Annotated in this window: 17 protein-coding genes and 9 pseudogenes; 21 read left to right on the plus strand and 5 right to left on the minus strand. The window is 58.6% G+C overall.

Annotated elements, in window-relative coordinates:
- Nucleotides 1–7 precede the first annotated feature (7 nt).
- The 5 genes and pseudogenes from tnpC (SJ05684_RS27860) to SJ05684_RS27880 all read left to right on the plus strand — a co-directional run.
- Nucleotides 8–1,645: an IS66 family transposase gene (gene tnpC, locus SJ05684_RS27860; protein WP_014330937.1), complete on the plus strand. Its 1,638-nt coding sequence runs from the start codon at nt 8–10 to the stop codon at nt 1,643–1,645.
- Nucleotides 1,642–2,253 carry a plasmid pRiA4b ORF-3 family protein gene (locus tag SJ05684_RS27865; protein WP_014857805.1) on the plus strand — a complete coding sequence of 204 codons (612 nt, stop codon included), beginning with the start codon at nt 1,642–1,644 and terminating at the stop codon, nt 2,251–2,253. The genes tnpC (SJ05684_RS27860) and SJ05684_RS27865 overlap by 4 nt, the downstream gene beginning before the upstream one ends.
- 29 nt (nt 2,254–2,282) lie before the next feature.
- Complete coding sequence (locus SJ05684_RS27870) at nt 2,283–2,573, plus strand: hypothetical protein (protein ID WP_014330935.1); 291 nt, start codon at nt 2,283–2,285, stop codon at nt 2,571–2,573.
- 41 nt (nt 2,574–2,614) lie between these two features.
- On the plus strand, nt 2,615–3,763 hold the full coding sequence (locus SJ05684_RS27875) for a carbamoyltransferase C-terminal domain-containing protein (RefSeq protein ID WP_153451451.1): 1,149 nt from the start codon (nt 2,615–2,617) through the stop codon (nt 3,761–3,763).
- 77 nt (nt 3,764–3,840) lie between these two features.
- Nucleotides 3,841–4,908, plus strand: a pseudogene (locus tag SJ05684_RS27880) (IS630 family transposase); the annotation flags it as partial.
- Between the two features lie 17 nt (nt 4,909–4,925).
- Here SJ05684_RS27880 and SJ05684_RS27885 read toward each other — a convergent pair.
- Both SJ05684_RS27885 and SJ05684_RS27890 read right to left on the minus strand, forming a co-directional pair.
- Nucleotides 4,926–5,759, minus strand: a complete 834-nt coding sequence (locus SJ05684_RS27885; protein ID WP_014327878.1) for an IS5 family transposase — start codon at nt 5,757–5,759, stop codon at nt 4,926–4,928.
- A gap of 269 nt (nt 5,760–6,028) precedes the next feature.
- A pseudogene (locus tag SJ05684_RS27890) lies at nt 6,029–6,664 on the minus strand (transposase); the annotation flags it as partial.
- Between the two features lie 111 nt (nt 6,665–6,775).
- On the opposite strand from SJ05684_RS27890, the pseudogene SJ05684_RS27895 reads away from it, so the two are divergent.
- From SJ05684_RS27895 to SJ05684_RS27930, 7 genes and pseudogenes are all read left to right on the plus strand, one after another.
- Nucleotides 6,776–7,432, plus strand: a pseudogene (locus tag SJ05684_RS27895) (transposase); the annotation flags it as partial.
- An 81-nt stretch (nt 7,433–7,513) separates the two neighbouring features.
- Complete coding sequence (gene tnpA / locus SJ05684_RS27900) at nt 7,514–7,963, plus strand: IS66-like element accessory protein TnpA (RefSeq protein WP_014858061.1); 450 nt, start codon at nt 7,514–7,516, stop codon at nt 7,961–7,963.
- On the plus strand, nt 7,944–8,297 hold the full coding sequence (gene tnpB / locus SJ05684_RS27905) for an IS66 family insertion sequence element accessory protein TnpB (protein ID WP_015633495.1): 354 nt from the start codon (nt 7,944–7,946) through the stop codon (nt 8,295–8,297). The genes tnpA and tnpB overlap by 20 nt, the downstream gene beginning before the upstream one ends.
- Before the next feature lie 52 nt (nt 8,298–8,349).
- Nucleotides 8,350–9,189 (plus strand): annotated as a pseudogene (locus tag SJ05684_RS27910) (transposase); the annotation flags it as partial.
- Between the two features lie 118 nt (nt 9,190–9,307).
- On the plus strand, nt 9,308–10,405 hold the full coding sequence (locus SJ05684_RS27915) for an IS1595 family transposase (RefSeq protein WP_014328441.1): 1,098 nt from the start codon (nt 9,308–9,310) through the stop codon (nt 10,403–10,405).
- A 33-nt stretch (nt 10,406–10,438) separates the two neighbouring features.
- Nucleotides 10,439–11,213, plus strand: a pseudogene (gene tnpC, locus SJ05684_RS27920) (IS66 family transposase); the annotation flags it as partial.
- 54 nt (nt 11,214–11,267) lie between these two features.
- Nucleotides 11,268–11,537 (plus strand): annotated as a pseudogene (locus SJ05684_RS27930) (transposase); the annotation flags it as partial.
- 236 nt (nt 11,538–11,773) lie between these two features.
- Here SJ05684_RS27930 and SJ05684_RS27935 read toward each other — a convergent pair.
- On the minus strand, nt 11,774–12,985 hold the full coding sequence (locus tag SJ05684_RS27935) for a Gfo/Idh/MocA family protein (protein ID WP_014858057.1): 1,212 nt from the start codon (nt 12,983–12,985) through the stop codon (nt 11,774–11,776).
- Between the two features lie 1,247 nt (nt 12,986–14,232).
- Between SJ05684_RS27935 and SJ05684_RS30880 the strand changes: the two genes are divergently transcribed.
- Entirely contained in the window at nt 14,233–14,364 is a 132-nt protein-coding gene (locus SJ05684_RS30880; RefSeq protein ID WP_269845049.1) for a hypothetical protein, read from the plus strand.
- Between the two features lie 204 nt (nt 14,365–14,568).
- Here the strand turns inward: SJ05684_RS30880 and SJ05684_RS27950 are convergent, their stop codons facing one another.
- A complete protein-coding gene (locus tag SJ05684_RS27950; protein WP_014858053.1) occupies nt 14,569–15,312 on the minus strand; it encodes a sulfite exporter TauE/SafE family protein in 744 nt (247 codons plus the stop codon).
- 787 nt (nt 15,313–16,099) lie between these two features.
- Between SJ05684_RS27950 and SJ05684_RS30155 the strand changes: the two genes are divergently transcribed.
- Both SJ05684_RS30155 and SJ05684_RS27955 read left to right on the plus strand, forming a co-directional pair.
- Nucleotides 16,100–16,246, plus strand: a complete 147-nt coding sequence (locus SJ05684_RS30155) for a hypothetical protein (RefSeq protein WP_014858052.1) — start codon at nt 16,100–16,102, stop codon at nt 16,244–16,246.
- A 73-nt stretch (nt 16,247–16,319) separates the two neighbouring features.
- A pseudogene (locus SJ05684_RS27955) lies at nt 16,320–17,186 on the plus strand (IS630 family transposase); the annotation flags it as partial.
- Between the two features lie 6 nt (nt 17,187–17,192).
- On the opposite strand, the gene SJ05684_RS27960 reads toward SJ05684_RS27955, so the two are convergent.
- Nucleotides 17,193–18,590, minus strand: a complete 1,398-nt coding sequence (locus tag SJ05684_RS27960; RefSeq protein ID WP_014328799.1) for an IS1182 family transposase — start codon at nt 18,588–18,590, stop codon at nt 17,193–17,195.
- A 68-nt stretch (nt 18,591–18,658) separates the two neighbouring features.
- On the opposite strand from SJ05684_RS27960, the pseudogene SJ05684_RS27965 reads away from it, so the two are divergent.
- From SJ05684_RS27965 to nodI, 6 genes and pseudogenes are all read left to right on the plus strand, one after another.
- Nucleotides 18,659–18,901: pseudogene (locus SJ05684_RS27965) on the plus strand (IS630 family transposase); the annotation flags it as partial.
- Nucleotides 18,888–19,624 (plus strand): annotated as a pseudogene (locus tag SJ05684_RS27970) (radical SAM protein); the annotation flags it as partial. The pseudogenes SJ05684_RS27965 and SJ05684_RS27970, both read left to right, overlap by 14 nt.
- 470 nt (nt 19,625–20,094) lie before the next feature.
- The gene (nodA, locus tag SJ05684_RS27975; RefSeq protein WP_015633488.1) at nt 20,095–20,685 is read left to right on the plus strand and encodes a nodulation N-acyltransferase NodA; all 591 of its coding nucleotides are present in this window, start codon (nt 20,095–20,097) and stop codon (nt 20,683–20,685) included.
- A complete protein-coding gene (gene nodB, locus SJ05684_RS27980; RefSeq protein ID WP_010875356.1) occupies nt 20,682–21,329 on the plus strand; it encodes a chitooligosaccharide deacetylase NodB in 648 nt (215 codons plus the stop codon). Before nodA ends, nodB begins: the two co-directional genes overlap by 4 nt.
- 14 nt (nt 21,330–21,343) lie before the next feature.
- Nucleotides 21,344–22,585, plus strand: coding sequence for a chitooligosaccharide synthase NodC (gene nodC / locus SJ05684_RS27985; protein ID WP_014858070.1), 1,242 nt, complete (start codon nt 21,344–21,346; stop codon nt 22,583–22,585).
- Nucleotides 22,586–22,736: 151 nt separating this feature from the next.
- Nucleotides 22,737–23,768, plus strand: a complete 1,032-nt coding sequence (gene nodI / locus SJ05684_RS27990; protein WP_015633486.1) for a nodulation factor ABC transporter ATP-binding protein NodI — start codon at nt 22,737–22,739, stop codon at nt 23,766–23,768.
- The last annotated feature ends 3 nt before the right edge of the window (nt 23,769–23,771 follow it).

Raw genomic sequence — 23,771 nt, forward strand, 5'->3', positions numbered from 1 at the left:
TCTCGCCATGACCGATGCGGCCGATCAGCTTCCCGACGACCTTGCCAGCGCGCATGCGATGATCCTCGCCGAGCGCGCGGCACGCCGTGAAGCCGAGGCCGTTGCTGCCCGAGCCCAGGCAGTGAACTCGCATTCGGATGCGCTGATTGCCAGGTTGAGGCTGGAGATCGAGAAGCTCAAGCGCGACATTCATGGCAGCCGCTCGGAGCGCAAGGCGCGGCTTCTTGAGCAGATGGAATTGCAGCTCGAAGAGTTGGAGGCGGACGCCAGCCAGGACGAATTGGCCGCTGAACTGGCGGCACGATCCTCGACGGTTCGGGCCTTCGAGCGCAAGCGTCCATCGCGCAAGCCGTTTCCGGAGCACCTGCCGCGCGAACGCGTCGTCATTGCTCCGCCAACAAGCTGCCCATGCTGCGGCTCGGCCAAGCTGGCGAAACTGGGCGAGGACATTGCCGAGACGCTGGAAGTGATCCCGCGCCAGTGGAAGGTCATCCAGACGGTGCGCGAGAAGTTCTCCTGCCGCGAATGCGAGAAGATCGCCCAGCCACCGGCCCCTTTCCATGTGACGCCGCGCGGTTTTGCAGGGCCAAACCTGCTGGCGATGATCCTGTTTGAGAAGTTCGGCCAGCATCAACCGCTGAACCGGCAAAGTGAACGCTATGCCCGCGAGGGTGTCGACCTCAGCCTCTCGACGCTTGCCGACCAGGTGGGGGCTTGCGCCGCGGTCTTGAAGCCCTTGCACGGATTGATCGAGGCGCATGTGCTGACCGCCGAGCGTCTACATGGCGATGACACGACCGTGCCGATCCTGGCGAAGGGCAAGACCGATACCGGGCGGATTTGGACCTATGTCAGGGACGATCGGCCGTTCAGCGGAACGTCGCCGCCAGCCGCCCTCTACTATGCCTCCCGCGATCGGCGGCAGGAACATCCCGAGCGCCATCTAAAGACCTTCACCGGCATTCTGCAGGCCGACGCCTATGGCGGCTACAACCCGCTCTTCAAAATGGACCGCGATTCTGGTCCGCTGACCCAGGCATTGTGCTGGTCGCATTCGCGTCGCAAGTTCTTCGTGCTTGCCGACATCGCCACCAACGCCAAACGGGGAAAGAACGCCACGCCGATCTCGCCGGTGGCGCTCGAGGCCGTGAAACGGATCGATGCCCTGTTCGATATCGAGCGTGACATCAATCGTCTCGCTGCAAGTGAAAGACTGGCGCGACGCCAGCGGGACAGCCGTCGTCTTGTCGAAGAGCTTGAGGCCTGGATGCGGGCCGAGCGGACAAAGCTGTCGCGCAGCTCTCCGGTCGCCGAGCCGATCGACTACATGCTAAAGCGCTGGGAGGGCTTTACGTCCTTCCTGGGCGACGGTCGGATTTGCCTGACCAACAATGCCGCCGAACGCGCTCTGCGCGGCTTCGCTCTCGGCAGGAAGTCGTGGCTGTTTGCGGGTTCTGATCGTGGTGCTGATCGCGCCGCCTTCATGGCGACGATGATCATGACGGCCAAGCTCAACGACGTCGATCCGCAGGCTTGGCTTGCCGACGTTCTCGCGCGTATCGCTGACACGCCGACAACAAAGCTTGCAGAGCTGCTGCCGTGGAATTGGACAGGTCCGCGGCCTATGATGGCTTTGGCATCATGACCGTCGATCGCATCGCCAGGCTACATATCCAACTCGACGATATCGAGCCTTTGATCTGGCGCAGGGTCGAGGTTCCACTCACGATGAGCTTGAAGGGGCTCCACGATGTCATTCAGGCCGTGATGCTGTTCGAGGATTATCATCTGTTCGAGTTCGAGGCTGGTGGGCGATGTTACGATGTGCCGGATCCAGAAGACCTCTACGAACGCAAAACCTTTGCTGCTCGCAACGTCCGCATAGCGGCACTCATCGAGCGTGGGATCGCGACCTTTAGCTACACCTATGACTTTGGTGATAACTGGCGGCACACTATCACGGTCGAGGCAGTGGAGGATGGAAACCCCAGCATCGAATATCCGCGCTTCATCGATGGTGAGCGCAGAGCGCCGCCGGAAGATGTTGGCAGCACCTCGGGGTTCGAGGAATTCCTGAACGTCATGGCGAAGCCACGGCATGCGCAGCATCGAGAGTTCGTGCGTTGGTATGGTGGCCGCTTCGACCCAGAAGATTTAAGCGTTGATATCATTCAAGACCGTGTCGCTAAAATTGCCCGCCGTCGGACACTTGGAAAAGCTGGATTTGCGAAGAGCCAAAACCAGCAGCACTGACCAAATCTGAAAACACAGAACGAGGCATCATGGGCTACCGCAACTCTGCCCTCTACACCCTGAAATATGTCGCCGCGATGCTTGATGAGGACGAAGACTTCTTGCGAGAATGTTCGATTGAGATGTTCTCTGAAGATGGCTGCTTGTGGGCATATGATGACTATCCGGCCTCGGAGCTCAGCGAGCACATCATCTTGTTCACCCAAGTGGGGATCGAAAACCTTCAACAGATTATCCGCAATCTTCGCGGAATTGGCGACCCGCCATCGAAACCAGTGGCAGAAAGAAATCGCAAAAAGCCTCGGCTACTGCGGTCCTGACCGGATGGTTACAACTGAATATAACGAAGATAGCTGATGTGATGCCAGAGCCTGGCCATCGCTATGCCATGCTCTACGCGTTAGCGGATCCTACTTTCGACAAAAGCACAGGGGAGTTTTCTCGCTTATCCGACGCCGGAAAATTGATGGCGCTCGCTTCGCTCTCGAAAAGAAGCCAGCCTACGAGCGAGGAGAAGAAAATCACGTCCTTTCTGTTGCAGGATTGCAACCACCTTAAGCCCCGTGATTGTGAAGCATTAAAAGATTTGCCGCACTACAATGTGGGCGTGGAAGACCCTGAATTCCGAAACTTTGCAGGCATTTTCAGCGACCATCTGTTTGACCGCTTTCGTCTGTTCGCCGAGGCAAATCTCAAACGAGGAATGCCATTGTTGATAACTGGGGGGTGTGGGCTTAATCGCGATTGGAACACTAAGTGGAGAGATTCGGGGCTATTCAGCGATGTATTTGTCCCTCCCGTCCCTAATGATTCCGGTTCAGCGATTGGTACAGCCATCGACGCACAGTTCCAGTTCACTGGCGACCCAAAAATCTCGTGGGACGTATACTCTGGATTGCATTTCGTGTCCGACAGAGCTGTCGATAGCGCCCTGTTTGACGAATGGGAGCCGAGTACTTCGACCGTTGCCGAGATGTTGGCCAGCGATATGATCTTGGGATGGGCAAGCGGTCGGTATGAAATCGGACCACGCGCTCTCGGTAATCGCTCCATCTTGGCTGCGCCTTTTAAAACCAGCACCAGAGAGCGGCTGAACGTCATCAAACAGCGTGAGCAATTTCGTCCACTCGCTCCCGTCTGCTTGGAAGACGATGCTGACAAATGGTTCGCATGTAGTCACCCCAGCCCGTTCATGCTTTACACCTTTCGGGCCACCACAGATGGGCTTGAAGCGGTGACTCATGTGAACCGGACTGCGCGGATTCAAACGGTATCTGCGCTCACTAATCTTCCATTGTTCGAGTTGCTGTCTGCTTTTAAAGCCTTAACGGGCTACGGCGTGTTGTGCAATACTTCCCTGAATTTCAAGAACAAGGGCTTCACTAACACAATATCTGACCTTTCAGCTTACACCTTACAGCATCAGCTTGACGGGTTTGTCGTCGAGGGGCGGAGTTACATGCTGAAATCGTCGCTCAGGTATCAGAGCTACCAACGTTCTCGCTGTTGATCGAAGCTAGTGGTATCCGCCTAACATAAGAGTCCGTATGGGATTCCCTTTGGCGAGTGCGTATGCGAGTGTGGCGCATGCGCACAGGAATAGCCTTCACCGTTTCGCCGACCGATCGCCAACGCCTGAGAGCCCTCATCAGTGATCGCAATGCGCCGCAGAAGCACGTCTGGCGCGCCGAGATCATCCTGCTGAGTGCCGATGGCGTCGGCACCGTCGAGATCATGCGACAGACCGGCAAGTCGAAGACCTGCGTGTGGCGCTGGCAGGAGCGCTTCGCCACGGAAGGCTTCGAGGGTCTCTTGCGCGACAAGACGCGCCCCTCGCGCATTGCGCCGCTCGGGCCGGAGATCGGCGAGCAGGTGGTGGCGCTTTCGCTTGCCGACCCGCCGGGCGAGACGACGCACTGGACTGCCGACATGATGGCGGCCGAGGTGGGCGTCAGCGCCAGCGCGGTGCGCCGCATCTGGAAGGCGCACGGTCTCCAGCCCCACCGCTGGCGGGCCTTCAAGCTCTCCAACGACCCGCAGTTCGTCGCCAAGCTCAAAGACGTTGTCGGCCTCTACGTCGACCCGCCGGCCCATGCCATCGTGCTGTCGGTCGACGAGAAGAGCCAGATCCAGGCGCTCGACCGCACCCAGCCCGGCCTGCCCCTGAAGAAGGGCCGGCTCGGCACCATGACCCACGACTACAAGCGGCATGGCACGACCACGTTGTTTGCCGCCCTCAACGTGCTCGACGGCACCGTCATCGGCAGGAACATGCAGCGTCACAGGCATCAGGAGTTCATCCGTTTTCTCAACGCCATCAACGCCCAAGTGCCGGCCGACAAGGCGATCCACGTCATCCTCGACAACTATGCCGCCCACAAGCATCCCAAGGTGCGCGCCTGGCTCGACCGCCATCAGCGCTTTACCTTCCACTTCACGCCGACGTCCTGCTCGTGGCTCAACGCCGTCGAGGGCTTCTTCGCCAAACTGTCGAAGCGTCGCCTCAAGCGCGGCGTCTTTCATTCGGTCGTTGACCTCCAGGCCGCCATCAACCGCTTCCTTACAGAGCACAACCAACAACCCAAGCCCTTCACCTGGACCGCCGATCCCGACAAAATCATCGCTGCCGTCAAACGGGGGCACCAAGTGTTAGAGCCTGACTCGAAAAGGTCTCAACAATATCCGTACCTTGCCAAGCGTCGTGTCAGGACCCGGATGTGGGCGATAGTGATCCAAGCCTCGGCTGATGCGATGGACTTCTCCCAATCCTTAGCCAATCGTCGGCATCTGCCAAGCCATGCGAAGGTGCGCTCCACGACCCAGCGCCGCGGCAGAACTTCGAAGCCCTTGGCCTTGTCGGTCCGCTTGACGATCTGGAGAGTGAAGGCAGCGATCTTTTGGAGTGCGCCCTTCAGCTTCGGTCCGGCATAACCACCGTCGGCGAAGATATGTCTCAGCCACGGCCAGCGCTTGAGAATGGTTTTGAGGACGGCAGGTGCGCCGTCGCGATCTTGGATATCGGCGCTGTGAACCCTGAGGCCGACCATCAACCCGAGCGTGTCGACGACGATATGACGCTTCCGTCCCTTGATCTTCTTGCCCGCGTCATAGCCCGAAATTCCGCCGCTTTCCGTGGTTTTCACGCTTTGACTGTCAATCACGCCAGCAGATGGCGAGGCTTCCCGGCCTTCCAATTCGCGCGCCTCCATCACAAGATGATGGTTGATCCGACCCCATAACCCTGTCGCTCGCCATTCGTAGAAATAGGACTGGACAGTTGTAAAAGGCGGAAAATCCTTGGGCATCATCCGCCACTGGCACCCCGTCGTGGCGATGTAAAGCAACGCATTCACGACCTCGCGAAGATCGGTGCTGCGCGGCCTGCCCAACCGCCGCGGTCCAGGCAGGCAAGGCGAGATCAATCCCCATTCCCGGTCCGTCAGATCGCTTGCATACCGCCTTGCGCGTCGGGCATATTGCCGACGGGTGAAATCAGTCCAGCCCATTGTGGTCTCCGTTCGTCCTAAGCAAACAAACAGAATCACAACTGGCTGATTTCACTCAACTCTTTTTCGGTCAGGCTCTTAGAGCGGGATGATTTAGGCGGAATCGGCATTGGGATTCCCTTACGTGGGGATTTTGTGGTCAAGTGAATGTTCCGCCTTTGCCGTTCGGTATCCAAGTCTGAGCCCGATCACGTATCCCGGCCCGATCACCGAGCCGGATCAACCTCACATCCGGTCGCCGCTCCGATCTGGGCCTTCATGCAGGTAGCACGGCCATCGCCGGTGCGAAGTTCGTCCAGGCGATCACGCCGATCACGGCGCAACGGCTCGTAGTCCCGGATGCCCTGGCTGACGAGGAGGCCTTTGATGCGGTTGACATGGACAACCCGTTCGGCGACCAGCGCCTTGCGCTCCCGGCCAATCCGGCGACGATCCTCGTCCTCCGGCGTCGGCACCCTGACCATCGAACAAACACGCGGTTCTCCCCGCTTCCAGGCCATCAGGGCGCGGACCAGTACCTCGCCATCGAGCCGATCGGTCTTGGCGCGTCGGTGGCGGCGGGCCACCGCAACCGAGGCGGCATCGACAATGTGACTTTCGATCCAGTCTTCCCGGTTCAGCACCCGGTCGATCCAGAATCCGTCCAGCCCCGCTTCCTGGATCACCACCAAGGGATAAAACCTGCCTATGCGCGCCTGCGCCTTCTGGCGCAGATCGGCGCGACAGGCGAGTAGTCCGGGGCTATCGCCGCCGGCGACGGTGTGGCGCGACATCTTCTCGCTGCCAGGTGAAAGCGACGTGACCAGCCAGGTCGATCTACTCAGTTCCAACGAGACGAAGATCGCGCCAATATCCATGCGGATAGCGGCAGGTGCCTCGGGTCTATCGGCAGTCGAAAGATGCATGATTGGCCTCCAGAGATTTTAGCGAATCCACTCTGTCATGGTGCAGGTTGCTATCCACTCCCCATAGGATCCTTTGTGAGCAAATCAGATTCACCATTCAGGCCGGCCAGGATGGCGAAACCTTTTTCGGATGACCTTAGGGACCGTGTTGTGGTGCAGTTACGCGCGATGCGCTGTCCTGCCGGGCGGCGGCAAAGCGCTTCGGGATCGGCATCAGCACGGCGATCGATTGGGTACGGCGCTGGCGTGAGACGGGCAGCGCCGCCCCCGGCCAGATGGGCGGGCACAAGCCGCGGGCGATCGCCGGTGAGCATCGGGTCTGGCTGATCGAGCGCTGCCGTGCGCAGGCGTTCACCTGGCGCGGGCTGGTCGCGGAATTGGCGGAGCGGGGCCTGCAGGTCGACTACCGCTCCGTCTGGATCTTCGTGCATGAGGAAGGGCTGAGTTATAAAAAAAGACGTTGGTCGCCAGCGAGCGCGACCGCCCCGATGTCGCCGCCCGACGCAGCCGCTGGCTGAAGCATCGCCATCGCATCGATCCGGCCCGCCTCGTCTTCATCGACGAGACCTGGACGAAGACGAACATGGCACCGCTGCGAGGCTGGGCGCCGCGCAGTGGAACCCCATGACGTTCATTGCCACCCTGCGTGTCGATCGCGTCAGCGCGCCATGGGTCATCGACGGGCCGATCAACGCACCTTGTCTATGTCGAAAAATGCTGGCGCCGGAGCTGAAGCCCGGCGACATCCTCGTGATGGACAATCTCGGCTGTAAGCGCGAATTTCCCCGCACCTTCTGTGATTGAGTGAGCTTTGGCATGAGGTGTCCACCTAAAAGAGGTGGACACCAAATGATGGAAGAAGGTCAAAAACTTGTCGTGCGGCTCGTTGGTCGGAATGGACGACGCCGGTTCGATCGGGCATCGAAAGACCGTCTTATTGCGGCCTGCCTTGAACCTGGCGCATCAGTATCGAAACTTGCGCTCGAACACGGGGTCAACGCGAACCTCGTTTGGAAATGGATAAGGAAACACACCCAGGCCCCTCCATTCCCGCCGTCTTCGACATCGGCGTTTCTTCCGGTTCAGATCACCGCGGCGAGCAGCGAGTTCGCGTTGGAGATGCCTGCCACGGATGGTGAAGAGCTGCCGCCGAAGGCAGAGAGGATCGGCCCGCTGTCCTCTCCAGCGAAGGTGAGCGCGTCACTGCCGAACGGCGTGAAGCTAACGCTGGAATGCGGTGACGTGGATGCATTGACGGCAATCATCGGAGCGTTGGGTCATGTTCAGACTGAGCGCTGATATCAAGGTCTACCTGCATCGCGAACCGATCGACTTTCGGGCTGGCATCAACCGCCTTGCGGTTCTGGTCCAGGAGACGATGGCGCTCGATCCGTTTGCTCCAGCGGTTTTTGCCTTCTGCAATCGCCGTCGTGACCGGATGAAGCTCTTGTTCTTCGACCGATCGGGCTTTGTGCTGATCCTGAAGCGGTTGACAGAGGACAAGTTCCGATGGCCCCGCCGTGAGGTGCCGGTGGTCACGCTTTCAACCGAGCAGCTGCATTGGATACTCGACGGCATCGATATCGATGCGATGGTCCGCCACCCGGTGCGGCAATACCAGGTCGCGGGCTGAGGCGGCGAACTCTGCGGTTGACGCGGGGTGGCGGTTCAGATTCAAAACTACGATGACTCGAACCGGCGAACCTGATGTTGCAGAGCTGATGGCGCAGTTGGCGGCAAATGCTGCCGAAATCGCCGCGCTTAAAACCGAGAAGGAAGCGCTCTCGCAGCGGGTCGTCAAGTTGGAAGAAGAGCTGGCGCTTGCGCGGCTCCATCGCTTTGCGCCGCGCAGCGAAAAGCACGTTGATCGCATCTTCAACGAAGCCGAAGAGGGTGCGGACGAGGATGGAGCGGACAGCCACGAGAGCGAGCTCATCGACATTCCGGACACAGGTCTGCCACCTGTCGAAAGCATCACGGGTCAGAAGCGTGGCCGCAGACCACTTCCGCAGAACCTGCCGCGCGAGCGCGTCGAGTATGACCTTGCCGACGATCAGAAGGCTTGTCCTTGCTGCCGTCACCAGATGCATCGCATGGGTGAGGCCGTTACCGAGCAGCTTCATATCGAGGTCAAGGCAAAGGTCTTGCAGAATGTGCGGTTCAAGTATGCTTGCCGCCTTTGCGACCGCACCGGGATCAACACGCCTGTCGTGATCGCACCGATGCCAACGCAGCCCCTGCCGGGCAGCATTGCCACGGCCTCGACGCTGGCCTTCGCACTCGTTCACAAATACGTCGACGGCACACCGCTCTACCGAGTGGCGCAGACCTTCGAACGGGCCGGTGTTCCTGTCAGCCGTGGTGCTCTCGGTCACTGGGTGATCGGTTCGAGCGAGAAGCATCTGCATCGCATCTATGACGCGCTGAAACTGAGGCTCAGGTTGCAACCCCTCATCCATGGCGACGAGACGACCGTTCAGGTCCTGAAAGAAAAGGACAAAGAGGCCACCAGCACATCGTATATGGGGTCAGAACAAGAACTGTTCCTAGTCACACGCGGCCTTTATCAACCAAAGACAGCAATAGGCTTGCTATCCAAGGGTTACCATGCGATTCTTCGGGCATGATCCGAGGGAGATGAGAATGTCGGAAACGATGCTTGCAGCGCTTACCAACATTCGGACCGCGGAAGATATGATCGTGGCCTTTCGCGATGAGGAGCAGTGTCGGAGGTTGCTGGAAAGCATGGTGTGGCCGGCTGGGAGAGTTTGCCCTGCCTGTGGTTACAAACGTTCGATCGCGATAGCCGGGCGCGATACCGGCAAGCGGCGTGCGCGTCCGGGTCTCTATCAATGCTCCAGCGGCGATTGCCGGTTCCAGTTCACGGTGACGACCCACACGCCTCTGCATTCCACAAAGCTTCCTTTGCGTGTCTGGCTGAAGGGCATGTGGCTGATGCTGCAGTCGGATAAAGGTTTGTCCTCGGTGCGCTTGGCCGAGGCTCTGGGGGTGAGCCAACCCACGGCCTGGCGGATGGGACACGCGCTGCGTCTCATGGCGGCGCGCGAGCACATGCTCGATGGCACGGTGGAGATCGACCATTTTCATCTTGGTGGGCGACCGAGAATAAATCCGGACGATCCGCCGCCTGGACGAGGCCGAAAAGGTCTGCCGAATACCCAGAAGACACCGGTCATGGTGATGGTGCAGCGACCAGATGACGTCACACCCGGCACTCCGGCCGGTGACGCGCGGGCTGCGGTGGTGACTGGTCTTTCGCTACGTGCAGCGGCGCGCGCCGTCGAAACGCAGATCGAACCCCATGCCTGCTTGATGAGCGATGAGGCGACAGCGTTCATAGCCCTTGGCGAGAACTATGCCAGGCATGACACCGTGAAGCATTCCAGCCGCGAATACGTTCGCGACGCCGTCCATGTCAATTCGGTCGAAGGTTTCAATTCCCGCGTCCGCCGCACAATTGCCGGCGTCTTTCATCATATCAGCCCGCAGCATGCCGACTTGTATTTCCACGAGATCGGCTTCCGCTGGTCACAGCGCATTGTTACGGGCCAGGCAGTGCGGAAAAGCCGAAATGGCAGGGAACGCATGAAAACCCTGTGGTCACGGGTGCCGCCGGCGCTGCAATTGCTGCAAGTCTTTCGCGCTGCTACCGGCCGTCAAATGCGCAGAAGTCCGGATGGTGGGATCATCGTCAAATCAGCAGTCGCTGTCTTTGGTTGATAAAGGCCGCGTGTCTGGGGGAACAGTTCTTGTTCTGACCCCTATATGTGGGCCTATCGGAGCGGCGACGACAGTGACGAGCCGATCGTGCTTCTCGATTATCAGCCGGGCCGCGGCCAGGTTCACCCCCAGACCTTCCTCGGCGATTACCGCGGCACCTTGATGAGCGATGGCTACACCGCCTGGCGCACGCTGAATGGCGCGATCCATATCGGATGCATGGCCCATTCGAGGCGGCGCTTCGTCGATGCCCTCAAGGCCAGAAAGAAAGGTGGCGGTCCACCCGAGCAGGCTCTCCGGTTCTTCGAACAACTCTATCGGATTGAAAGGCAAGCGCGAGACAAGAAGCAAGAAGCCTGATACCGGCGAGACGAAGGCCGACAGCGTTCGCCGATTCCGACAGCAACACAGCATACCCGTCCTCACCGCTCTCAAGGTATGGCTCGATGAAATCGCGCCGAAGGTCTTGCCGGACACCAAGCTGGGCGATGCCGTGTCCTACACTCTGAACCAGTGGGATTATCTGACGCGCTACACGGACGATGGCAGGATGCCGATCGACAACAACCTCCTGGAGCGCGACATCAGAGTTTTTGCGACCGGCAGAAAGAGTTGGCTGTTTAGCGATACCACCGATGGAGCCAAGGCCAGCGCCGTCATCTACAGCCTCATGCTGACCTGCCGCGCCTGCGGCGTCGAACCGTTAACGTGGTTGCGCCACGCCCTAACCGAACTGCCCCAACGCGCTGTCGACGCCGATATCGACGACCTGCTACCCTTCAACTTCGCACAGACTGCCACCGCCTGACCAGATGCCGTTCCCAACGCCAAGACGATCCGTCGAAATGGCCGGCGTCAATGTGCGGGGAAAATCGCGCTTACTCTCGGCTCGCCCAAGGCCGGGGCGATCCGCACCGCCATCCGCAAGGCCGGCGCGCGGCTGTTCGTCCTGCCGCAATACTCCCCCGATCTCAATCCGATCGAAAAGCTCTTCGCCAAGATCAAGCACCGGCTACGCGAGGCGCAGGCCAGAAGCCGCAACGCCATCCATGACGCGCTCGCAACCATCCTCCAAACCGTTTCACCTAAAGAATGCCAGAACTATTCAAAGAGCGGATATGAACGGATCTAAAATCATCCCGCTCTAAACACAGCCGAGGTTGCCAATCACCGGCGCAGGAGCAGGATCCGCTCGCCCGATCCCGTTTCCCCGGCGAAACAGCGAAGAGGTCTATGGAGACATAGTGCCCTTATCTGGCGCGCCTTCCGGACAATCGGAGCCGAAAACATCGTGGATCGGGCGAAAGCCTCGCAGCGCTCAAAGACGCTTCAGCCAAACAGCGGGCGCCCGAACTTTGGCCGCTCAGCTCAGCAAAAGTTGGGAATGGATTCACCGCTTATCGAAACCCAAGATCCGCCAGATTCGTGGCTGTCGGCACAAGCATCGATGAACAACATACCTTTGAGCCCGTCCTCAGCCCCGGAAAGCTCAACGCTATCTTTCGGGAGAGCATACCCTGCGCGGCGTGCGGCTACCGCCACGCCAGCCTCGGCATAGAGATTTGCCCATGCATCCACTAAAGCTTCGCCATGTCCCCGCGGTAGATGTATCAGGCGTTCTGCTTCGGGTACTATTCCACTACCGTGGCCTCGCACAAAAATCTGCTCCTGCTCCCCTAAAGGCACATAGCGCAGCACTTCAGGTTTTTCCTGATCCCACTCAAGCCCGCCTCTGTCGCCCCACACGCGAATTCGAAGACCGCAATATTGGCCAGGAGCAGCTTGCGTTACCCAAAGGATCCCAGGTGCACCATTCTCGAGACGGAAAGTGACGTAGGCGGTGTCTTCCATCGCCTTCACAGCGCCACAGGTGTGAAACTCAGCCCTGAGCCTGGCAATGTCCTGTCCGGTCATTGTGTGCAGGAGATGATAAGCGTGCGTGCCGATATCTCCGGTGGCCGACGCGCGGCCCACCTTCTCGGGATCTTGCCGCCACATTGCCCCCTTCGCGTCGGACGGGAAGGGCGCTGTCGCCCACTCCTGAACATACTCCACATGGGCCTGCCGGACCGTGCCGACGGCCCCATTTCGGATCATGTGCTTAGCTTGGCGAACCATCGCGTGATGTGCATACGGGTAAGTCATGATGACCAGGCGATCCGTCGCTCTTTGTAACTCCACGAGTTCTCGGGCGTCGGAAACTGTTGTGGTCATGGGCTTGTCTAGTATTACATCAATGCCGGCCTTCAGAAATGCCGTCGCGATCCGATGGTGTGTCCAGTTTGGCGTCACGATCGAGACTGCCTCTATACCATCGTCCCTTGCGGCTTCTGCTGTTGCCATAGCGTTCCAGTCGCTGTACGACCGGTCCGGCGCTATCATCCACTCTGCAGCCGAAGCGTGCGCGTTTTCCGGGTCCGAAGAAAGAGCTCCCGCAACAATTTCCCAGTGGTTCGACAGCCGGGCCCCAGCGAAATGCCATCGTCCAACAAGCCCCCCCTTTCCGCCGCCGATGAATCCTAAGCGCAGGCGTCGTCCGAGCAGCGGACTCCGCAGATCACATTTTCCAGTGAAGACCATTGAGCACTCCTTGTCTATTTTTCTACAACGTTATCGGCGGCTAGCCATTGCAAGGGACTGATCCTCGCACAGCACCCACTGTTAAATGCCCTCGCGGCCGTTGCTTTCCTATTTGCCGCCCCCTTGCTGTTCGGATCCTCGTTGCCCGGGGAAGGCTGACGCACCCCGAACTGCACTCTTGCGGGTTAGTCCTGCATCCTCCTCACAAGTCATCAACTCGGGCATTTGCGGGTTAGCCTGCATGTATCATGCCAACGAGAAATCGTTTCCAAACAAGAAGCTGCCTCTCGACACGCCTATGTCGTGTATTCGACATCGTCGCGAATCGGATACGCCGGTTCCAATAAGCAGCGTCGACTGAAGCGATCTTCGGCAAAACCTGTCGAGATTGCAGCCGAATTCGCCGCATCGGTTTGCGGGATCGATGATAGCTGGAGTGATCCGGACTCCGGCGGCGCGAACAGCTCAATCGACACGGTTTGACACCAATGCACTCAGGACTTCCGCGGCAGTGACGAGGGACCGCCTGACATCCTCCTCAGAGAGGTGGCCAACGCGCTCTGAGGATATTCGAAGACAAACCACAACGCCCTGCATATATGAACTTGCGACACCAGTCTGTTCGCGCACATCGCGGATGGTGTCAATCGAGCGGTCTAGGAGGCCGCTTACTTCATAGGGGTTGAGTTTGTCGACCTCGTTTGCCGCGCTGAGCAAATCTGCAATGAGATCCGCCGTTAAGCTCATATTTGAAGGCAATGTAGAAACTCCGAAATAGTCACATGCCGAGCCCTGCCGGGCAGAAAGCGCGACTGCTCCCCGCAGCCTTCTAGATGGGCGCCGCATAAACGGGGGCCCTGGTTGCCCCAACTGCCGGCAAAACTCATTCACGCAATGATTAGGTCAAGTGTAACGTACAGGACGGCTACATCTGCCCAAACCTGTCCACCACCTTATGGACAATCGGATTCTTGTACATGCCGAACCGATGATGCTTTCCACGGGTAATCCTTTCTTTGAGCCGCAAAGCGGTTTCAACGCCAGCACTCTGGAACTGTTCTAATATCGATGCAAATCAAGCGTGGTCGTTTTTGCAGCATTGCTAAGGCCAGTAAAATAAATATTTTGCATCACGATTATCCGCACTTTGGATATGGCGCCGACAGCCTGCCGTATGGCAGAGAGCTGTCCGATGACCCGTGACGCCGAGCCTTATCTTATGAGCGGCGACCGCTCTCGAATTTGCGATGTTCTTTAGAGATCGCGCCATTCAGATTCGTGCCGACCAGCTTGACGACGGCGGCAAGGTGGTTTTCGGGACGCTTGTCATATCGGGCATCGTACACGACAGAGTGGCTGTCGGCGTCATGATGTGCTGAATTCTCGACCTCCGGCGGAAGCGCGCCACAAGCGTTGCAGCCACGTTCCAGGTACCGTGCTGGTGAGGAGTTCGGTCATCGGAGATTACATTCAGCGACAATTGGCCCTCTCGGTCTTAGCCGCGGATGAGAATGGTGCGCCTTCGCGCGTGCTCCTGCGTGATGCTGGGCAAAGGTTTTCCGTGCAAGCAAATGGGCACTCCATCACCAAAGCAGCTTGAGGCCTGATACCATCAGAAGCACGGAAAGAATGACGCGAAGCGAGGAAGCGGAAAGATATCGGCTCCCGATTAAAGCGCCTATCGATCCACCTGCCGCTACCGCAATCAACCACCACGAGAGAAAGTTTGGAAGTGCATTCCAGGAAGCGCACGCTCCAATCAAGGCAGCGGTTGAGTTCATTAAATTATAAACGGCCGTGGTTGCAGCAGTCTGATGTGCTGTTCCCCAATTCTTGGAAAGGATCACTGGTGCGAGGAATACGCCGCCTCCGCTCCCGGTCGTGCCCGAGACGAAACCGATAACAGCTCCCGTGATCAATGCAGCGTGAAGTGGCGGCGTTTTCGGAATGGTTATGACCAAGGCGCTCTTGCGAAGCGCGGATCGCGCCATTTGAATGGCGGAAACTACCAGGATCAGCCCGAGAACCGGGTGATAGATTCTCTCGGGAAGGTGCACTGAGCCACCGAGAGCCGAAGCCGGAAAGCCCAGAATTGCGAAAGGATACACGTTACGCCAGGACACCTGCCCCACCTTCAGGAATTGGGCCGTGCCGATCGCTGAGACCATCAGGTTCAAAGCAAGAGCTGTCGGCTTAATGGCCAACGGCGAATAGCCAGAAAGCGCCATGGCGGCAATGTAGCCTGATGCGCCAGCTTGTCCGACTGCTGCATACGCCAGTGCAATGAAGAAAAAAGCTATTGCGAGCCCGACTGCTTCCGTGTCCATTGCTGTTTTAGCCTCTATGAGAATCCGAGCATGCCAGCGCGTGAAGGTGCGGCAATTTTGTAGTCGCGGAAAGCGGGGATCCGACGATTAGTTCAAGTTACAGAATGGCCAAGGCTGCTTTCACAATGCTATCAATTGCAATAAATGGACCATGTCGGAATTCTTCCCCACCGTCGCTTGCTATTGCGTGTTACCGCTTGGCCGGCAACCATCCATCCCCTCTCAACGCTCGGATGCGTCTCCTCTTGTGGGCTGCCGACGCCGCATTCATCTGCTCACCGTCTCAGCGTTCTGCTGTCTGGTCCACAACTTGACCACGGAAGGACCTCAACCCGACTGTCTGCTCCTCAGTGGCAGAAATGCAACGGCGGGGTGCAACCCGGCGGGCGCCGGGACTAACGGCTCCGCCTAGCCTCCTTCTCCGCGAAACAGCAAGGCCACTGGCGTTTGTTGGATATTCAACTGAGCTACTTCTGAACAGACCATTCTCCACCTTCGCCAAGGCATGTCCCCGGCAGCAAGCTCACGCAGGTACCTCAACCTCTGCGGGAATATGCCGTCGGCCTTTGGCAATTGAAATGTAAATCGATTGCGTACAACTCTGTCCCGTTTGTCGAATCCGCGACAGAGATTATTTTTTATGTCCCTTGATGTTTCGGTCTCGACTAATGAATTGAAAAGTACCGGCTAATCTGACCGGCAATGTTCTCGACCCAACTGGTATGGATTTTGAGATCCTCGTCGAACGGCAGCGGGGCCTGCTGAGTGGCTTGAGCAGGAGACCATAATGGCTGACGGCGAAAAGACAGGCGCGGCAACGCGTTTAATCAAAAGTGTCGCGCCGCTGACCTCCACTCTTGCAAAAGTACTGCGAGGCGCACCTACCATGGTGACGATCGACTATACCGGATTTCTCCGCAGCCGTCGGCGCTGAAGCTAGTGGTATCCGCCTAACATAAGAGTCCGTATGGGATTCCCTTTGGCGAGTGCGTATGCGAGTGTGGCGCATGCGCACAGGAATAGCCTTCACCGTTTCGCCGACCGATCGCCAACGCCTGAGAGCCCTCATCAGTGATCGCAATGCGCCGCAGAAGCACGTCTGGCGCGCCGAGATCATCCTGCTGAGTGCCGATGGCGTCGGCACCGTCGAGATCATGCGACAGACCGGCAAGTCGAAGACCTGCGTGTGGCGCTGGCAGGAGCGCTTCGCCACGGAAGGCTTCGAGGGTCTCTTGCGCGACAAGACGCGCCCCTCGCGCATTGCGCCGCTCGGGCCGGAGATCGGCGAGCAGGTGGTGGCGCTTTCGCTTGCCGACCCGCCGGGCGAGACGACGCACTGGACTGCCGACATGATGGCGGCCGAGGTGGGCGTCAGCGCCAGCGCGGTGCGCCGCATCTGGAAGGCGCACGGTCTCCAGCCCCACCGCTGGCGGGCCTTCAAGCTCTCCAACGACCCGCAGTTCGTCGCCAAGCTCAAAGACGTTGTCGGCCTCTACGTCGACCCGCCGGCCCATGCCATCGTGCTGTCGGTCGACGAGAAGAGCCAGATCCAGGCGCTCGACCGCACCCAGCCCGGCCTGCCCCTGAAGAAGGGCCGGCTCGGCACCATGACCCACGACTACAAGCGGCATGGCACGACCACGTTGTTTGCCGCCCTCAACGTGCTCGACGGCACCGTCATCGGCAGGAACATGCAGCGTCACAGGCATCAGGAGTTCATCCGTTTTCTCAACGCCATCAACGCCCAAGTGCCGGCCGACAAGGCGATCCACGTCATCCTCGACAACTATGCCGCCCACAAGCATCCCAAGGTGCGCGCCTGGCTCGACCGCCATCAGCGCTTTACCTTGGGGCTGTTGAAGAACCAATCGTCGGCGGAGCTATGCGGAAGCCACCGACAAGCCAATTCCAAAAACTTTCCTTTGCCTGAAGGGATGTCGGGCTGAACTGGTAGCTTCTTGGCTGTACACGAACAGCAAAATTGACAGAAAAGCACTCGCCAGTCGTTTCAAGTTGACTGCCGCAGCCGTCAGATAGGCTTGGATTTTCATATTTATGAGGCCGCGCCGGATCGCTCTCGATAGCCCGTGCCAAGTCTTCGCTTCGCCGTGATATCCCTCTGAGCGCCAGCGGTGACGCTGGTACAAAGCTCGGTCCTCGTCCGACCATCGTTCTCTTCGGCGACGAGCTCGCAGGAGTGCCGGATAGTCATCGCCGAGCACTACCGCCTTGTTCACACGGCCATTGGAAAGGCAAAGTCGCGCCAGATCGCAGTGCCGACAGTCGGCCGCGCGAGATGTAAAGAAGCGCCCATGTTTAACGGCACGGCCCGCCTTCAGCATCTTGCCACGCGGACATTTAAGGGTGTCGTGCTTGGCGTCATAACGAAAGCGGCGCATAGGCACAGGGCTACGGATTGGCTCTGCCTTTGCCGGAATAACCGCTTCGATCGCGCGTTGCTCCATTCCTGCGAACACCTTAGCATACGCATAGCCGGCGTCGGCCGTTGCCGTTTTGATTATCGTGCCGGTCATCGCGGCGACCGCGTCGAGACGACTGAGTATGACTTGCCCCTCATTAATCTCGCCTGTGGTGACCTCCACATCTAAAATTACGCCGCAAGCATCATCCACCACGGCATGTTGCTTGTAGGCCGGCTCCAGTCTCCGATTACGCCCGTTGGTCGCCATGGACGCGTCAGGGTCGGTGACGCAGACTTTCTTGTATTTGCCTGTTTTGCGGCTTTTTCGTTCGCTCTCAGCGGCTTCGTTGGCGTCGGTGACCGCATCTATATGGCGGACCGCAAGACTTTCCCAACTGACGTCGGCCCGAATGAGTGAGGCGTCGACATGAACGACCTCACCCTTGGCGACTTTGGCCGCTACGCAGACCTTTACCGTCCGCTCAAAGATAGTTCGGAAACGTTCTGCACCCCAGCGCTGACGGATACGGGTCAACGACGAATGGTCCGGGAGAGCTTCGTGCAGACCGAAGCCGATAAACCAGCGAATAGCGATGTTTACCTGAGCCTCGCGCATCAGCCGACGGTCATGGACAATTCCGAGAAGAAAGCCTGCAAGCATCAGCCGGACTGCTACTTCCGGGTCGATGCCGGGTCGGCCGAAGCCCGCCGCATAAAGCTCAGCCACCTCCTCGTGTAGCCAGGAGAGGTCGAGAACTCGATCGACCTTTACCAATACGTGATCGTCAGGGACCAGATCCCGAAGCGAGCCGCACATGTACAGTTCAAGCTGATCGCGTTCCTTACGGCCGAGCATCGTGGAGGCTCCAGAGAATCAACGACTGCTCAATTGAATCAGATACATAGCACTTCTTCAACAGCCCCACCTTCCACTTCACGCCGACGTCCTGCTCGTGGCTCAACGCCGTCGAGGGCTTCTTCGCCAAACTGTCGAAGCGTCGCCTCAAGCGCGGCGTCTTTCATTCGGTCGTTGACCTCCAGGCCGCCATCAACCGCTTCCTTACAGAGCACAACCAACAACCCAAGCCCTTCACCTGGACCGCCGATCCCGACAAAATCATCGCTGCCGTCAAACGGGGGCACCAAGTGTTAGATTCCATCCACTAGTAAGGGGTGGCTGAGGAACTTGCCGGCGTCAGATCCGGTGTCGTTGTATCTCCACATTCCGATCTGTCGGTCGATGTGCTGGTATTGCGGATTTCCCAACAGCATAACTCGTCGAGACGCATCGATCCTCGACTATCTGACGGCGCTAGTGAGGAGATAAGTTTGGTAGCAGCCCAAGCGCCGCAGGCGCTGCCCGTGAGCGACGTGCACTTCGGCGGTGGAACACCAACCATCATCAAGCCAGAAGATTTTCTGGCTCTGATGGATCTTCTGCGTCGCAGTTTCGCCTTCAGGAAAACCATCGCTGTCGAGATCGAGCCGCGCACCTTCACGGCCGAGATGGCCGAAGCCTTAGGAGCGGCCGAGGTAAGCCACGTGAGTCTCGGCGTGCAAAGCTTTGATCCCATTGTTCAAAAAGCAACCAACCGGGTCCAGAGAAAGGCGCAGACGACCGCGGCTATTGAAAACCTGCGCCGGATTGGGATAAGTCGCATCAACTTCGACCTCATGTACGGCCTCCCGCACCAGACCGTGCAGTCCTGCGTTCAGAGCGCGACGGCAGCGGTCGCAATGCGCCGCGACCGGCTTGCCGTATTTGGCTACGCCCACGTTCCATCCTACAGGAAAAATCAGCGCATCATGATCGACGAGACGGCACTGCCTGATATAGCTGCCCGAGCCGAACAAGCCGTGGCTGTGGCCGAAACGTATCTGCCGAACGGCGCGGGAGCAGTAGCGGTATTAGCTTCTTTGCCGTTGGCGGCCAAGTCTCAGCCTGTTCTTTGATCCAACTTCCTTGTTTTCGAGAGCGTGGCCGCACGCCCGTGATTGGCTGGCCGAAGCTGATGCTCCCGCCGCGGTGTCGGGTTCGTTCATCAACCGTTGCTAGCAGGGAGACTTGGGCCGGGTGTATCCACAGTATGAATGGATATAATCCAAACAATCAATTTTACGGATCCGTCCAATCACTATTAGAAGATGCTCACGTTTGAAGAAATCAAGTGTGTCGCTGGTAGAGATTTGCGAGTGATACGGGAAGGTCGGGAAATGTCCCCCACTCACTGTGCAGGTTATAACAACCAACTTGGTCCGCAATGCGGGTTCGACGACAGTGTCGGGCGTCCATCGACCCCGGCCACTTCGGACGTTTGATGTACGTTTCAAGAAGCAGCAAGATGTGGAGTTCTTTGGATATGCGTCCTCAGATGCGGTGGAAACTGTGCTGGGAAAATGAGCTGGAGCTCTCCGACCACACTGAACTCGCTGAGTTCTTCCGGAAGACCTATGGACCGACCGGGACGTTCAACGCAAGACCATTTGAAGGTGGGCACAGTTGGGCCGGAGCAAGGCCGGAGTTCCGTGTAATCGGCTACGACGCTCACGGAGTGGCTGCTCACATGGGGCTGTTGCGCCGCTTTATCAGGGTGGGCGATGCCGATCTGTTGGTGGCGGAACTGGGTTTGTGGGGGGTTCGCCCGGACCTCGAAGGACTCGGGCTCAACCACTCCATCCGCGTCATGTATCCGGTGCTGCAGCAGCTTGGCGTTCCGTTCGCATTTGGCGCCGTTCGACACGCGCTGTACAAGCTTGTGGGCAGACTCTGCCGAAACGGTCTCGGTACAATTGTGGCTGGCGTTCGCGTGCGGTCCACCCTTTCAGATGTCTATCTCAACCTGCCGCCAACGCGCACTGAAGACGTACTCGTTGTGGTCTTTCCGATTGGACGTCCAATGAGCGAATGGCCATCCGGCACACTGATCGAACGAAACGGTCCGGAACTATGAAACAGCTTGACTATCTCCGGACAGTGCCCAGAAGCGGCACTGGGGCCCCGAGCGTCTACCTGACCTTCGACGACGGTCCTAACCCGGTTTTTACCCCTGAGGTCCTCGATGTGCTGGCCGAACACCGTGTCCCGGCGACTTTCTTCGTCATCGGGGCTTATGCTAAGGACCGGCCGCAACTCATCCGACGCATGGTTGCGCAAGGGCACGAGGTCGCCAACCATACAATGACCCATCCGGACCTGTCTGCCTGCGGACGTCGGGACGTGGAACGCCAAGTACTCGAGGCGAACAGGGCCATCAGGATGGCCTGCCCCGAGGCTTCGGTGCGGCACATACGTGCGCCTTACGGAATTTGGAGCGATGACGTGCTGACAACATCGGCAAACGCTGGACTGGCGGCTGTGCACTGGTCTGTGGACCCGCGGGACTGGTCCCGCCCCGGTATCGACGCAATCGTCGATGCGGTACTCGCCTCGGTCCGGCCCGGTTCAATCATTCTCCTGCACGATGGGTGCCCTCCCGACGAGTTGGCGAACACTGACGCCAGTTTTCGCGACCAGACGGTGGCGGCGTTGTCTCGTCTCATCCCTGCCTTGCACGACCGCGGATTTATAATCCGCTCGCTTCCTCAGAATCATTAAACGGACGGTTTTTCATGGATCTGCTTGGCACGACCGGCGCCGTAGCCATCTCCTTGTATGCAGCACTCTCGACGGCTTACAAAGGCATGCAAGCTATATACGCTTTGCCAACAAACACCACAGCTGCGTCAACGCCCGTGACCGGCTCCGGTGCACCGCCGAGCGTGGATGTTATCGTCCCCTGCTACAATGAGGATCCGCGCGCGCTCTCGGCGTGCCTAGCTTCCATTGCAAAGCAAGACTACGCTGGAGAGTTGCGGGTCTACGTGGTTGACGACGGTTCTGGCAATCGCAACGCCATCATACCTGTACACGATCATTATGCGTGCGACCCGAGGTTCCGCTTTATCCTGATGCCAAAGAACGTCGGAAAGCGCAAGGCGCAGATTGTCGCAATACGGGAATCATCGGGAGATTTGGTGCTCAACGTTGACTCGGACACGACCATTGCGCCGGACGTAGTCACGAAACTTGCCCTGAAGATGTACAGTCCCGCGGTCGGCGCGGCGATGGGTCAGTTGACGGCCAGCAACCGCAGCGACACATGGCTGACGCGGTTGATCGACATGGAGTACTGGCTCGCCTGCAACGAGGAACGAGCAGCACAGGCTCGCTTTGGAGCCGTTATGTGTTGCTGCGGCCCGTGTGCCATGTACCGGCGGTCCGCACTCCTATTGCTGCTCGATAAATACGAGACGCAACTGTTTCGAGGCAGGCCAAGCGACTTCGGGGAAGACCGCCACCTCACAATCCTCATGCTGAATGCAGGCTTTCGAACCGAGTACGTTCCGGACGCCATCGCGGCGACGGTCGTTCCAAACTCGATGGGGGCCTATCTGCGCCAACAACTGCGCTGGGCACGCAGCACGTTTCGCGACACATTGCTCGCGCTCCGCCTACTGCCGGGCCTTGATCGCTATCTTACGCTGGACGTGATCGGACAGAATCTTGGTCCGCTGCTCCTAGCCCTCTCGGTCCTGACGGGGCTAGCACAGCTCGCTCTGACGGCCACAGTGCCTTGGTCGACGATCCTGATGATTGCATCTATGACAATGGTCCGCTGCGGCGTGGCGGCGTTTCGAGCGCGAGAGCTGCGATTCCTTGGGTTTTCGCTGCACACCCTCCTCAACGTCGCTCTCCTGCTCCCCCTCAAAGCATATGCGTTGTGCACGTTGAGCAACAGCGACTGGCTGTCGCGTGGTTCCCCGGCTGCCGCACCCAACGGCGTAAAGGATTCTCCTGAACCCCATTGCTAAAACAAGCGCTGCGGAGCCGTCTGAAACTGCGGCACCCGCGTCGCTGGCTCAGCCTTGCGCAGCTTGCGAGGCTGCTGACATCAGTCAGTCACTGCGGTGGCGGTAGCCGGCTTTGCCAAACAGGCAAGCGAATTTAAGATAGGACGAGAAATTGCAGCTATTGACTCGAGCAAATGTCTCAAGCTCACCGTCGCGGCGGCCTGAGAGCAATGCACGCAAGCAGAAGTGCCACGGGCATAGCAATGCGGATAATTCGCTATCTTGCTCCAAATCAGATGTGGCAATCGAGCTTACCAACGTCAGTAAGTCTTATGGCGACAAAGTCGTTGTCGACCAACTGTCATTCACCATCACCTCAGGAGAATGTTTCGGCTTGCTGGGACCGAACGGTGCGGGCAAAAGCACGGTATCGCGTCTGGTTCTCGGCCTGGCACCGCCTGATGAAGGCACGATCACAGTGCTCGGAGAGCCGGTGCCAGCCCGCGCGCGTTTGGCGCGCAGCCGCATAGGGGTGGTTCCGCAATTCGACACACTTGATCGCGAGTTCACGGCGCGCGAGAACCTACTGGTGTTCGGACGTTACTTCGGCCTGCGTACTCGCGAGCTCGAGGAAGCCATTCCACCACTGCTCGATTTCGCTCGGCTCGAGAGCAAGGCGGATGTACCCGTGGCGCAATTATCCGGCGGTATGCAGAGACGGCTGACGCTGGCTTGTGCGCTGATCAACGACCCACAGCTCCTGATACTGGATGAGCCGACTACCGGCCTCGATCCGCATGCTCGCCACCTAATATGGGAACGGCTGCGGTCCTTGTTGGCGCTTGGCAAGACGATTCTACTGACTACCCACTTCATGGAAGAGGCGGACCGATTATGTGACCGCTTGTGTGTTATAGAGCACGGACGGAAGATCGTGGAAGGCCGCCCTCACGCGCTGATCGACGAGCAGATCGGGTGCGACGTGATTGAGATCTACGGCGGCAATCCGCGGGAGCTGACTTCAGTTGTCGGACCATATGCTCAGCGTGTCGAAGTGAGCGGTGAGACGCTGTTTTGCTATTCGTCCGATCCAGAACAGGTGCGCTTGCAATTGCGCGGGCGAACCGGTCTACGCCTATTGCAGCGTCCACCGAATCTTGAAGATGTGTTCTTGCGGTTGACCGGGCGCGAAATGAAGGACTGAGCG

The organism is Sinorhizobium sojae CCBAU 05684, assembly GCF_002288525.1.
Lineage (GTDB): Bacteria > Pseudomonadota > Alphaproteobacteria > Rhizobiales > Rhizobiaceae > Sinorhizobium > Sinorhizobium sojae.

Excerpts from the sequence above, each read along its gene's own strand:
- SJ05684_RS27875 (WP_153451451.1), top strand. The coding sequence starts at position 2,615 with ATGCCAGAGCCTGGCCATCGCTATGCCATGCTCTACGCGTTAGCGGAT.
- nodC (WP_014858070.1), top strand. The coding sequence starts at position 21,344 with ATGGATCTGCTTGGCACGACCGGCGCCGTAGCCATCTCCTTGTATGCA.
- SJ05684_RS27950 (WP_014858053.1), bottom strand. The coding sequence starts at position 15,312 with ATGGACACGGAAGCAGTCGGGCTCGCAATAGCTTTTTTCTTCATTGCA.
- tnpA (WP_014858061.1), top strand. The coding sequence starts at position 7,514 with ATGATGGAAGAAGGTCAAAAACTTGTCGTGCGGCTCGTTGGTCGGAAT.
- SJ05684_RS30155 (WP_014858052.1), top strand. The coding sequence starts at position 16,100 with ATGGCTGACGGCGAAAAGACAGGCGCGGCAACGCGTTTAATCAAAAGT.
- tnpC (WP_014330937.1), top strand. The coding sequence starts at position 8 with ATGACCGATGCGGCCGATCAGCTTCCCGACGACCTTGCCAGCGCGCAT.
- SJ05684_RS27870 (WP_014330935.1), top strand. The coding sequence starts at position 2,283 with ATGGGCTACCGCAACTCTGCCCTCTACACCCTGAAATATGTCGCCGCG.
- SJ05684_RS30880 (WP_269845049.1), top strand. The coding sequence starts at position 14,233 with ATGTTCTTTAGAGATCGCGCCATTCAGATTCGTGCCGACCAGCTTGAC.
- nodA (WP_015633488.1), top strand. The coding sequence starts at position 20,095 with ATGCGTCCTCAGATGCGGTGGAAACTGTGCTGGGAAAATGAGCTGGAG.
- nodB (WP_010875356.1), top strand. The coding sequence starts at position 20,682 with ATGAAACAGCTTGACTATCTCCGGACAGTGCCCAGAAGCGGCACTGGG.
- SJ05684_RS27960 (WP_014328799.1), bottom strand. The coding sequence starts at position 18,590 with ATGCTCGGCCGTAAGGAACGCGATCAGCTTGAACTGTACATGTGCGGC.
- SJ05684_RS27885 (WP_014327878.1), bottom strand. The coding sequence starts at position 5,759 with ATGGGCTGGACTGATTTCACCCGTCGGCAATATGCCCGACGCGCAAGG.
- SJ05684_RS27935 (WP_014858057.1), bottom strand. The coding sequence starts at position 12,985 with ATGGTCTTCACTGGAAAATGTGATCTGCGGAGTCCGCTGCTCGGACGA.
- SJ05684_RS27915 (WP_014328441.1), top strand. The coding sequence starts at position 9,308 with ATGTCGGAAACGATGCTTGCAGCGCTTACCAACATTCGGACCGCGGAA.
- SJ05684_RS27865 (WP_014857805.1), top strand. The coding sequence starts at position 1,642 with ATGACCGTCGATCGCATCGCCAGGCTACATATCCAACTCGACGATATC.
- tnpB (WP_015633495.1), top strand. The coding sequence starts at position 7,944 with ATGTTCAGACTGAGCGCTGATATCAAGGTCTACCTGCATCGCGAACCG.